The sequence below is a fragment of the Flammeovirga pectinis genome (assembly GCF_003970675.1).
Lineage (GTDB): Bacteria > Bacteroidota > Bacteroidia > Cytophagales > Flammeovirgaceae > Flammeovirga > Flammeovirga pectinis.
In genome coordinates this window covers 199,440-212,247 of sequence record NZ_CP034563.1, presented here as the reverse complement: position 1 = coordinate 212,247, position 12,808 = coordinate 199,440, and the positions used below count along the sequence as shown (strand labels likewise).

The 12,808-nt window shown below is 33.4% G+C and carries 4 protein-coding genes; 2 read left to right on the top strand and 2 right to left on the bottom strand.

The genetic code is table 11. The annotated features are described in order from the left end of the window. Positions 1-118 precede the first annotated feature (118 nt). Positions 119-1,618 carry a RagB/SusD family nutrient uptake outer membrane protein gene (locus tag EI427_RS21345; RefSeq protein ID WP_126618823.1) on the bottom strand — a complete coding sequence of 500 codons (1,500 nt, stop codon included), beginning with the start codon at positions 1,616-1,618 and terminating at the stop codon, positions 119-121. 9 nt (positions 1,619-1,627) lie between these two features. Next, positions 1,628-4,681 (bottom strand): SusC/RagA family TonB-linked outer membrane protein, encoded by a 3,054-nt coding sequence (locus EI427_RS21340; protein ID WP_126618821.1) that lies wholly within the window; start codon positions 4,679-4,681, stop codon positions 1,628-1,630. 880 nt (positions 4,682-5,561) lie between these two features. Here EI427_RS21340 and EI427_RS21330 point away from each other — a divergent pair. Both EI427_RS21330 and EI427_RS21325 read left to right on the top strand, forming a co-directional pair. Beyond that, positions 5,562-9,626, top strand: a complete 4,065-nt coding sequence (locus EI427_RS21330; protein ID WP_126618815.1) for a hybrid sensor histidine kinase/response regulator transcription factor — start codon at positions 5,562-5,564, stop codon at positions 9,624-9,626. 239 nt (positions 9,627-9,865) lie between these two features. After that, positions 9,866-12,745: an Ig-like domain-containing protein gene (locus tag EI427_RS21325; RefSeq protein ID WP_126618813.1), complete on the top strand. Its 2,880-nt coding sequence runs from the start codon at positions 9,866-9,868 to the stop codon at positions 12,743-12,745. Positions 12,746-12,808: the final 63 nt, after the last annotated feature.

Genomic DNA, 12,808 nt, shown 5'->3' with positions numbered 1-12,808 from the left:
CAGAACTGTTATTTTTAATAAGGAGCAAATTAAGATTATGAAGATATTACAATAAAAAAGAATAACCCCTTACTTAATTATTAAATAAGGGGTTATTCTGTATTACAAATGTATACTACTAATACGTATTCTGCTCTAAACCCTCAATCTGCTCTACTTCTAAAGCAGGTTTTGGAAGGTGTCCGTAGTTTTGATTAATGTGAGGGTATTCACCACCTTTCACTTCAACAATTAATTCTTTACGAACAAGGTCAAACCATCTTTTTTCTTCAAAAGCAAGTTCCCAAGCACGTTCATCAATTACTGCTTTATCAAAACTATCTTTAGCAAGACCAGATAAATCTACAGTTTTATTAGGTGTATTTACATCTAATTTTAAAGCTCTTCTACGTACTTTATTAATTGCAGTGTATGCTTCACCTGTAGGTCCATTTACTTGGTTTTCAGCTTCAGCAAATATTAATAAAATATCAGCATATCTCATATGTACATAAGAAGCATGACCTTCTTCATTTACTCCTGTTAAATCTGTACCTTCATATGATATAATTGAAGAACCTGCATCTCTATATTTAGCTACATAAGGTTCTGCAACATCAGTAGGGAACGAAGTACCGTCAGGCCAGCTTGTAGTAAAAGAAACATCTTTTCTGTAACCATCAGGGAAGTTATTGTAGAACGTTGCTTCACTAAAGAAATCACCCCAACCTAGTTCTTTTGGATGTCTTGATGCATGGTGGTAGAAAGATGAACCTGGGTTTGGCCATCCACCACTTGTAACACCTTTAAAAGTAAAGATAAATTCAGAGTTTGTAATGCCGTTATCTGCAATCCATAGATCTTTAAAATCTGCTTCTAATTTATACGGGCTACCATTTATTACTTCTTTTGCTTTCTCTGCAGCTAATCTATAAGCGTCTGCATCTTTTAAAGGCCATCCACCCATTGTTAAATAGACTTTAGACAATAAAGATTTTGCTGCCCAACTTGTCGGTCTAATTCTCTCTGGGAAAGCAGTAGGTAAAGTACCTTCAGCATCCAATAAGTCTTGTACAATTGCATCGTAAACATCAGCAACAGGAGATTGACCAATAACGTCTGCGTTTGCTCTGTTTTCTGTTGTGATAATTGGAACTTCACCAAACCACTGTGTTAGTGTAAAGTAAGAGTTTGCTCTCCAAAACTTTGCCTGACCAATTAATTGAGCTTTCTTCTCATCGTTTACCGCACTTGTTGTTTCTAAATTAGAAATCAAGATGTTAGCATTGTTGATTACCGCATAATGTGTACCCCAAAGGTTAGAAACGTGCCCACTGTTTGGATTGTAATTAAAGCGATCAAACTGAAGGAAAGCATCGTGTGGTGCAGTGGCAATATCGTCTGCCATAGCCCCAGGAATTTGGAATAACCCCCAGTTAAAAGCATATCCACCCCAAGATTGCCACATTGGTGATAACATACCATTTAACCCAGCTTGGAAATCACTTTCTGTTTTATAAAAACTATCTGGAGCTAAAATACCGATAGGTTCTTCTTCTAAACTTACACATGCATTAAGCGCTACTACAGATAATGCTGTTAGGGCTGTGTTTTTTAAATAACTATATAAATTTCTCATTGTTGTTTCTTAGAATGTTACGTTTAAACCTAAAGTATATGATTTTTGAGATGGGTAAGAAGCCATGTCTATACCACCCCATGTATCTGTACCTGTACTAGCTTCAGGCTCATATCCAGAGTAATTCGTAAAAGTGAAAAGGTTAGTACCGTTTACATAAAGTCTTGCAGAACCAATACCTAATTTGGAAACCATCTCGTTAGAGAATGTGTAACCTAAGTTGATTGCTTTGATTCTGATATAAGAAGCATCTTCTAACCAACGACTAGAGTTTGTCATAGAGAACGCATCATAACCTTTGAACGAAGGAACGTCTGTATCTTGATTACTTTCAGACCATCTGTTTAAGATTCTAGTACTTGTAGCATCACCATCAGAGTTTGTAATTTCTGATCTTACACGGCTTAAATTCCAAGTATCTTTTCCTTGTACACCTTGTATAAATACTGTAAAATCAAATCCTTTATAAGTGAATGTGTTATTCCATCCGAAAGTAAAATCAGGATGTCCATTTCCGATGTTCACAATGTCTTCGTCATCAATTACACCATCACCATTCTGATCTACATATTTTGGAGCACCAGGGAAGAATGCAACACCACCAGAAGTTACATTAGCAGCTTCAGTTTCTTCTGCAGAAGACCAAACACCTGCATATTCATATCCTCTAAAGACGCCCATTGGCTGTCCTTCTTCTAACCAAACAACGTTATTAAAACCAGGTAGACCACCACCGTTTCCGATTGGCATTTCTTCAATATCACCACCTAAATCAATTACTTTATTTCTGTTTCTACTGAAAGTGAATCCTGTATTCCATTCAAAATCACCATTTACAATAGGAGTAGCACCAATGTAAAGTTCAATACCTTTGTTTTCTACTTTACCGATGTTTCTTAAAACATTAGAACTACCAGAAGTTTTAGGTAGAGGAGCATACTGTAATAAATCTTCCGTTAACTTGTTGTAATAATCAAAAGTTGCTTGGATTTTACCACCAAAAAATTCAACATCAAAACCAATGTTTGATTGTGTAGTTGTTTCCCATTTTAAATCTGGGTTAGCAGCAGAAGTTGCAATAGCTACACCTGAACTTAAACCCATACCATCAATTGGAAATTGAGCAGAAGCACCTGTTTTTAGTCTTGGTAAAGTAGTATAAGGAGCAATTGCTTGATTACCTACCTGACCCCAGCTACCTCTAATTTTTAAATTAGTAACCGTTTCGCTCGATTGTAAGAATGCTTCGTTCGTTACATTCCAACCTAAAGCAACAGAAGGGAAGAAAGCTCTTTTATTGTTAGCTCCAAAAACCGACGAACCATCTGATCTAGCTGTTACAGTTAATAAGTATTTGCTATCGTAGTTGTAATTTACACGACCCATATAAGACAACAATGTTCTTTTTGATCTACTAGATGAAGGAGCAATAAATTCAGCACCCATTTGAAGACCATTATAACCACCCGCATTTAAAAGTTCACCTCTTGCTCCACTAGAAGACCAATTGCGTTCTTCGTATTGTTGCTCTATAACACCTGTTAGATTAAGGTTATGCTTATTAAAGCTCTTTGTGTATTGCAACATGTTTGTGTTTTGCAACGTCATTGTTCTGCCTACACCAATACCTGCTGTTTCTTGACCAATATTTTGGTATATTTTAGAATTATTGAAGTAATTGTTTTCAAAATCACTTTGGTTATAACCACCCATGATATTTAAAGACAGCCCATCAATAATTTTATAATTAACATCTCCGTTAATAGATAATTTATTTGTGTAATTATCTCTTACTGGCTCTACTGCTAATGCTTTAGGGTTACCTGTTGCAACAGGACCATATCCGCCACCTGGTAAAGAATAATTTCCTTCATCATCATATACAGGCTTTGTAGGTGCCCAAACTTGTGCAGCAAAAATAGGACTATCTGTAAAGCTATTTTGCGTAGTCGGGTGGTCTACTTCTCTTGCAATGTATGAGTTCAAGTTTAAGTTTAATTTCTCACTTAGTTTAAAACTCAAGTTAGGGCGAATAGAGAAACGGTTAAAAGAAGAATTCTCCACTACACCTTGTTGATCTACATATTCACCAGAGATATTATAGTTTAAAGTTTCGCTAGAACCACTAATTCCTAAGTGATGGTTTTGCGTAAATCCATTTCTATAAATTTCGTCTTGCCAATCTGTTCCACCGTTTGTCTTGAAACCATTAATATCTTCTTGAGTAAAGATGTCGTTCCCGCCTAATTCTGTTCTGTTTGCATTAACAGTTTCTGCATAATCAGCAGCATTCATTAAGTCAATTTTTTTACCAACTTGTTGTACCTGTACAAAACCGTTATAGCTTATTGTTGGTTTTTTATCTTTACTACCATTTTTTGTAGTGATAAGAATTACACCGTTAGCACCTTTAGAACCATAAATTGCAGTAGCAGAAGCATCTTTTAATACTTCAATAGATTCGATATCGTTAGGGTTAATCTGGTTTAATGATACACCAGACTGAAAACCATCAAGAACAATTAAAGGATTGTTACCACCAACAATAGAGTTAGAACCTCTAATTCGAATAGAAGTATGGCCATTAGGAGCAGAGTTGTTGTTTTGAACATCAACACCAGCTATACGTCCTTGCAATGCTTGGTCAGCTCTTGCAACAGGTAAAGTTTTAAGGTCTTCATTTTTTATTGATCCTACAGAACCAGTAACGTCAGACTTTTTTACAGTACCGTAACCAACTACAACCACTTCTTCTAAATCTAGAAGGTCTGTTTGCATGCTGATATTAATTGTAGATTGATTTGCTACAGCAATCTCTTGCGGAAGCATACCAATAAATGTGATTTTTAAAGTAGCATCTTCAGGAACATTTAAGAGAGAGTACAGACCTTCAAAATCTGTAGTTGTTCCAGTTGTTGTTCCTTTTATAGTAACATTTACACCAGGTAGAGGAGTACCTTGCTCGTCTTTTACAACACCTTGAATTTGACTTTGAGCAAAAGCTCCCAAAGAAAGGGTAAGTTGTAAAAACAATAGTAATAAGTAATGTCTTATTTTATTCATATTTTGCTTATTAAAAAATTTGAAAAAGTAAATAGTTTAAAGAATACTTAGTAGAATGAGAGATTGCATTTTTCTATTCGTCTAATTAGAAAAATCTAGATCTCGGCCGTATACAAATGTATTTTAGTTTTAAGCGTTATAGTTACACAATCAAAACAAAGGGTTGCACAATCTCTGCAATGCATGTATTGTGCTATGTTTGTTCAGATTAAATGCTATCTATTTTATAGGATAATAAATGCTTATCCTACTGCGTTTTTTTCCTAGAAAAAAGGGGAGATGAGGTCTAGGAAGCTAAAATTTCGAGTTGTTTTTTTAAGACTTGATTGGTTTAAGCATCTTAGTTTTAGTAGAGATACCATCTAATGCTTTATTGTTGGTTGATAAGATGTATTTATCTATCGCGTTTTATACATCTGTCATTTTTTGAATTATTGATTTTGGAGAAAGAAGATAATGCTGTTAAGTCTATCTGTGGGTGTTCTATTTCTTAAATTAATAGTAGTAGTTGTCAATCAAAAAAATGTGGAGTGAGCTTACATATAATTCATTATCCATATCACCATAATAACAGTTACAGAAACCATTAGATATAGGATTATTTCATAAATAGTCAATACTCTTTTTGCTAAACGTTTTAAAAAACTCATGTTTATAGATTTATGTGAAGAATGCTCTAAATAACATTTTTGTGGCTTTAAAGGCTGATACACTACATTCAAAAGAAGTACTATCACATATATTGCCTATTCTGTATTACTTATTGTTCTTTTTGAGCTATGAAATCTGAGCTACTTTTTAGACTTTGATGTTTAATAAAAGGAAGTCAATTTTTTAAAGATTTCACCTTCTAAACTATCATAAATATTTTTTTATAACTATGATGATATCACATAAAGTACTAGCAGTCCTGTTTTTTTCTGTTCTATTTACATTCTTCTTTCAATCATCGAATTTAAATGCCCAGAATGATTTTATAACAATAAATCAGCTTGATTTTCCGTCTACTATTAGTAGTCAATCTGTTAACTGTGTGCTTCAGGTACCAAATGGATACCTATTAATTGGTACAGATAATGATTTACTAAAATACGATGGACATGAAATAAGTACAGTACTCCAAAACAATAATATTCGCCACTTGGCAATTGATAAAACGAATACAATTTGGGTGGGTACTATTAATGGGTTGTTTAGTTTAAATATGGAAAGTGCTACACTTAAAAAGGTGGATGAAATTGGAAACCAAAGTATACGCGCTTTACATCTTTCTAAAAAAGGCGAGTTATTAATAGGAACGGAAAATGGTTTACTTATCTACAATTTAAAAGATAAATTAATTAATAAGTATGTACACCACCAGAATTTTAACGAAGGGATTAGCCATAATATAGTAAGGTCAATTTTTGAAGACAAAATGGGCAACCTTTGGATTGGAACAGAAAATAAATTGAACAAATTCAATAGAGCAAAAAATACTTTTACGCATTACAATCTTCAACCGTCTGATATTCCTACGCCTCAGAATAATTTAGTTTTAACTATTAAGTCAACAACCTATAAAAATGAACCTCTTCTTCTAATCGGAACAGAAACAGGTTTGTGCCTATTTAATCCTAAAACAGAAAAATGGAAAACACTTACTACAAATTCTACCAAAGGCAAATTATCGAACAATGTTATTAAGAAGATAGCAATAACAGAAAATCATAAAATATGGTTAGGCACAGATTATGGGCTGAATTTATTTGATATTAACACCAAAACATTCACTTCGTTTTTTCATGAGTTTGGTAAGATTAATACCATCAATGGAAATACAATTCAAACATTATTTTTAGATAATCAGCACAATCTTTGGATTGGTAACCAAGGTGGTCTAAACTCAATCTACAATTCTGCGAATACAATTACCTTTAATAAAATTGATAGGAATGGACCACAGTTACCCGGTGGAATTGGAGTAAATGCAATGTCTGAAGATGCAAAAGGGAATTATTGGATTGCAAGTGATATAGGTTTAATTCAATACATTACTGCAACTAAAAAATATGTGTATTTCTCTCCACCAGAAATATTACATAGAAGAGTATTTGATGTTTATGCTGATCTAAAAGGAATGGTTTGGATTGCGACATCTGGAGGATTGAATACGTACAATATTTATACAGAAAAGATAAAGAGATACATTGCTAAACCTCAAGAGAAAGATCAGTTACACACCAATTATTTATCAAAAGTAACAGGAAATAGCAAAGGAGATATCTGGATAGGAACTGTAAATAAAGGTATTTATAAGGTGGTTCAGAATAACGGAGAGCTTTCTTTTATCAACTTCAGACATGAAGAAGGAAATCCAGATTCTTTACCAGAAGATGGTATAAATACAATGATTTTTGATCAGAATAATAATTTATGGGTATCAACATATACTAAACTAGCAACTTTTAATGCAGTAAAAGGATGTTTTATAAATATAGATAAATTCAGAAAAGAACAAGACCTTACTGAAATTGGAAACATTGTCACGTTATTCTCTGATGAAAAAGCTGTTTTTTTTACAGCGACCAATAAAATATATAAAAAACCTTTAGACAGTAATTATTATTCTTTGTGTGATTCTATGGCTATAGACATGAAATCTATGGTAGTGGTTAATGATAAATTATGGTTTAGTGATACACGAAATTTATATTCTTACGACCTCAAAAAGAAAAATGTATTAAAAGTCCCTACCAAAGAAATAGTGAGGGTTAAATTTAAAGCCAATACTTATTTAGACAGTAAAGGGAAGGTGTTTTTCTTTGGAAAAGAAGGTTTTGTATCATTAGATCCTAATAAAATTTCTTCTTCTATAAAAGATAAACCTGTTGTATTCACAGATCTCAAAATAAACGAAAAATCCTTACTTAATACTGTTGATAATGGAAAGTTTAATAGAGATTTAAATACGATAGAATCTTTAGATTTGGCGTATGATGAAAACAATTTTGAGTTCTCATTTTCATCAATGAACCTCTCCATTGCAGACCCAACAGAATACATGTTTCAGTTAGAAGGATTTGATGATAAATGGCAAATTTTAAACGATAGAAATAGTGTTGCCTATAAAAATCTGAGACCAAAGAAATACACTCTAAAAGTAAAAGCATCTAACGATAATGGTGTTTTTCCAAAAGAATATAGAGAAATTGCTATTACTGTTGCTGCTCCGTTTTGGGCTACAAATTGGGCTTTACTAGTCTATTTTTTACTCATTATAGGTTTTTTAATGCTTGTGAAAAAGATTCTTACAGAGAAACTTCATTATACAAACGATATTAAGTTAGAGAAAATTAAGCTGGAGAAAAGTGAAGAACTGATAGAAATTAAAACTAAGTTTTACAACAATATCACACATGATCTTAAAACACCACTTTCTCTTATTTTAGGACCAACAGAACAATTGATGGCATCAGAAACTGATGAACAGAAGCTGAACACATTAAAAATTATAAAAAGAAATACCAATAAACTACAGCTACAGGTAAATAAAATTCTCGATTTAAGAAAAATAGAGAAAGGGGTAGAAAAACTTAGAATTCAACAATATGATATAGTAAAGTTTAGTCAACGTATTCTATCACAATTTAAAGAGGAAACGATAAATAGGGATATCACTTTAAATTTCACTACCACTATTCCAACATTAGTGATGTGGTTTGATATAGAAAAATTAGAAAATGTATACTATAATTTATTGTCTAATGCTTACAAGTTTACACCAGATAAAGGGGAGATCAATTTATCAATTTCTTACGATGAAAATAGCCCAAATGAGGAGTACATAAAGATTGCCTTAACAGATACAGGAGAGGGGATTCCTAAAGATAAAATTCAACAAGTTTTTGAACGTTTTAATGCAGTAGAAGGTAAAAACTATACCAACCAGAAAGGTTCTGGAATTGGGCTATCTATTGTAAATCAGTATGTAGCATTGCATTCTGGTACTATACAAGTAAAATCTGAGGTAAGTAAAGGATCTACATTTACGCTTTGTTTACCAATAAACAAAGAAACTCTTTCTGATTACGTAGAATCTGATTTGAAACAAATTGAAGAGGCAGAATTAAATGTGGAAAAAAAGCCACTTTCACCAGAATTAATTACTGAGCAAAATACAGATTTACCAATCATACTTATTGTAGAAGATGATATTGATATGAGAGAATTCCTGTCAGGTTCTTTTAAAAACCAATACAAAGTCTTTCTAGCAGAAAATGGAAAAGAAGGATGGAATATTGCAATTCAAGAGGTACCCGATATTATTATTTCGGATGTAATGATGCCAATAATGGATGGGTTTGAATTGTGTCAAAAAGTAAAGGAAAATGTAACCACTAGTCATATTCCATTTATACTATTAACAGCAAAGAGTAGTTCTGCATGTAAATTAATGGGTACCGAATTTGGAGCAGATGATTATATTGAAAAACCCTTCCACTTAGAATACCTTACCACTAAAACAGGACAGTTATTAAACCAAAGAAACCTCTTAAAGAAAACCTATTTACAAGAGGTTATCCTAGAACCAAAAGAAATTGCTGTGCAATCTGTAGACGACAAATTTCTAGTACAGGTAATGAAAATGATTGAGGATAATATTGATAATCCAGACCTGAATGTAAAAATGCTCAGTACAGATTTAAGCATGAGCCACAGTAATTTTTACAGAAAAATTAAAGGGTTAACAGGGCAAACAGCAACAGATTTAATCCGTACAATTCGATTAAAAAGAGCAGCTCAATTATTAGATGCAAATGTCTATAGGGTTAAAGATGTAATGTATCAATCTGGCTTTACGCATAGTTCTTACTTTACAAGAAGTTTTAAAGCGATGTATGGAGTTACGCCAAAAGAATATATGCTAACCAAAAAGAAACTAGAAGTAACTCTTGAAGAATAAACACTTGAGCATTTAAGCTGAAAAGTTTTTTAGTGATACGGATTCTTGAATAATGCTATTAAATGACCTTTTTACGCTTATTAATAAGTGTAAAAAGGTGTTGTTTTGTATGAATGGTTATAGAAAAATCAACCAGGCTATAACTTAAAAGCTATTTTGTATAAAAACCTTTTTGTGATTCTACTTAAAGGTGACCATTAAAAATAGCTGCTATGATAATTAACACAACATAAAACGGAATGAAAAAAACTACAAAATTTGAATGTCTATTAGTACTCCTTTTAGCACTAGTAGCAACTCCCTTCAACACACAAGCCCAAGTCAGCATTAATGTCAACACATCAAGCACAATTGCAAGTAATGTAAGTGACAAGTATGGTATTAACCTCAATGCTGGTGTTGACCATGATGTAGACAGAGCAGCAGGAAGCCGAACACTATCTGCAGCAATCACAGAAACAGGATCCAAACGCCTCCGTTACCCCGGTGGTGAAAAAACGAACTACTTTTTTTGGACCGCAGACCCTATGGATCCAGATCCAACAACCAATTATTGGACGGGAAGTTATGCCGATGGTGCTCGGACTACTTTAAACTTTGATGAGTTCATGACTTTATGTCAAGAAACGGGTGCTGAAGCTCACGTTAATGTGGCCTTGAGTATTTGGGACACAGTTACGTTAAATAAAACAATGGCTGCCGAATGGGTAAGATATTCTAACGTTACAAAAGGATACAATGTAAAGTATTGGGAAATTGGCAATGAAATGTGGCATAATTCTAAACAAACTCAATGGGCCAAATTTCCTCTTAATGTAAATTCTTTAGCAGCAAAAGTAATTGAATACTCAAATGCAATGAAAGCTGTTGATCCTACTATCCAAATTGGTGTTAGTTGGAAGGCACATGAAGCACAACAATTAATTAACCTTTGTGGTGATGCACTCGATTTTATTGCAATTAGTAATTATACTAATGGTGGTGGAACTTCTTATACGAATTATAAAAATGGTACAAATGTAGATCTTCTAAAAGTAGATGAAAGTTTAACGTTACCTACTGTCATTTCAGAATTTAATCAAGCAGATTGGACTGATAGCGGATGGGACCTATCTAACAATACAGGTAAAGGTTTAATCAACTTTGATTTAATTGGTCAAATTTTACAAAGTTCAAAAACGGCTTATGGTTGTTTATGGAATACGAGATGGTACCCTGATGAAAATGGTGTTTATGGAGGTTTGAAGTGGGATGCTGTCGATAATCAAAATAACTTGACAGCAGTGGCACAGCCTTTAGCATTATGGGAGAAATTTATTAAAGATGATCTAGTACAAATCTCTAGTGGAACTACTTCAGTAGTTGCTTATGCTGCCTACGATAAAAATAATGGAGACTTAAACGTTATTTTGATCAATAAAGCAACCTCATCATTAAATATTGATCTTGGTATTACGTCTTTGAATAACTATGCAATTGGAAATGTTTGGCAATTTAAAGGTAACGACGAATGGGATACTGCACCAACATTAGCACAACTTTCAGCTGCTTCTGTAGTAAATGATGCCATTACTTATACACTACCTTCTACTTCTATTACGGTATTTTCTATGGCAGCCGATAACCCGAATGCTTTAGTGTCACCTGTAGAAGGAGGTCTTTATACAACCAACGGAATAGATTTTGAATTTAACACTTCGTCTGCTACAGAATACATTTATGTTTACGATCAAAATTGGCAAGAAATAGCGGCATTATCTGCACCAAACTTCTCGTTTAATTATGAGCCATCAACTTCAGGTAATGCAACTTTTCATTTTGAATACAACGATGCAAACTGGACTAATATTGGAAATGGAAATGTAAATGTTACGATAGAACAAGGTACACCATCTGAAACTATTGATGTATCAAAAACTTACTACATGGTGAGTCCTACCCATAATTTAAAAATTGGAGCAAATGGTGCAGAAGATGCCTTTACAACTTCTTTATCTGCTACTGACCAAACGGTACAATGGCAATTGTCGGAATCTACAACAGAAGGATATTACTATATAGATTGCCTTGGTGGTGGTGGAAAACCTCGTATTCGTACAGATCAATCTACTGTTGCAGATATGCAAGCAGCAACTTCTAAAGGCGATTGGACAAAATGGTTATTAGAAGAAGTGGCGGGAACATCGTATTACAAATTAACAACAAGAGGAGGTACTAATCCACGCCTCAAAGTAACATCAAATGGAGTGGTTGAAATGTCAACAATTGCTTCAGGAGGTACAAATACCTACATTTCTTTTGAAGAAGTAGGTGGAGGATCGAGTACAATTGCTGTTTCTGGTATTCAAGTCTCAAATCAAAATGGAGTAATGTACACAGGAAATACGGTACAACTTACAGCTACTTTGACACCTTCTAATGCTACAAATCAGAATAAAAATTGGAGCAGTAGTAATGCCGCAGTTGCAACAGTAAATGGCAGTGGTCTTGTAACAACTGTTGGTGTTGGAACGGCAAATATTACAGTAACGGCAGTAGATGGAGGGTTTTCTGCAACAACAACAATAACCGTTTACAATCAAGTAAATGCATTAATTACACCAGTAGAAGGAGGTACTTACAGCAGTATTAGTCCGCTAGAATTTATCTTTACTACAGCAGCAAACACACAATATATTTATGTATATGATGCTAATTGGAATGAGGTAGCCTTTTTAACAGCACCAAATTTTACATTTACACACACACCTACTATTACTGGAAATACAAAATTTCACCATCAGTATAGAGATGCTAGTTGGGGTAATATGGGAGATGATGCTATTGTGAATGTAAACATTTCTACAAGTGGAACTAGAATGAGTGCAAATGGTGAAGAAAGTGCATTTAATATTGATGTATTCCCTAATCCATCATCTGATTTTGTTACGATAAAAAGTTCGAATACAGAAAGTGAAGTCTCGTTGATAATGTACAATACAACAGGACAGCCTTTACTATCAGACACATTTATTGGTAGCTATAATTTATCAGTAACTGATTTAAATAAAGGAGTTTATATCCTTTTAATTACAGATCAGTCGGGTAATCAAGAACAAGTGAAATTGTTGGTAGAATAAATTTTATTTTTCTCTTATAACCATTGAATATTTCAGTGGTTATAAGAGTTTTATTTAGTAACA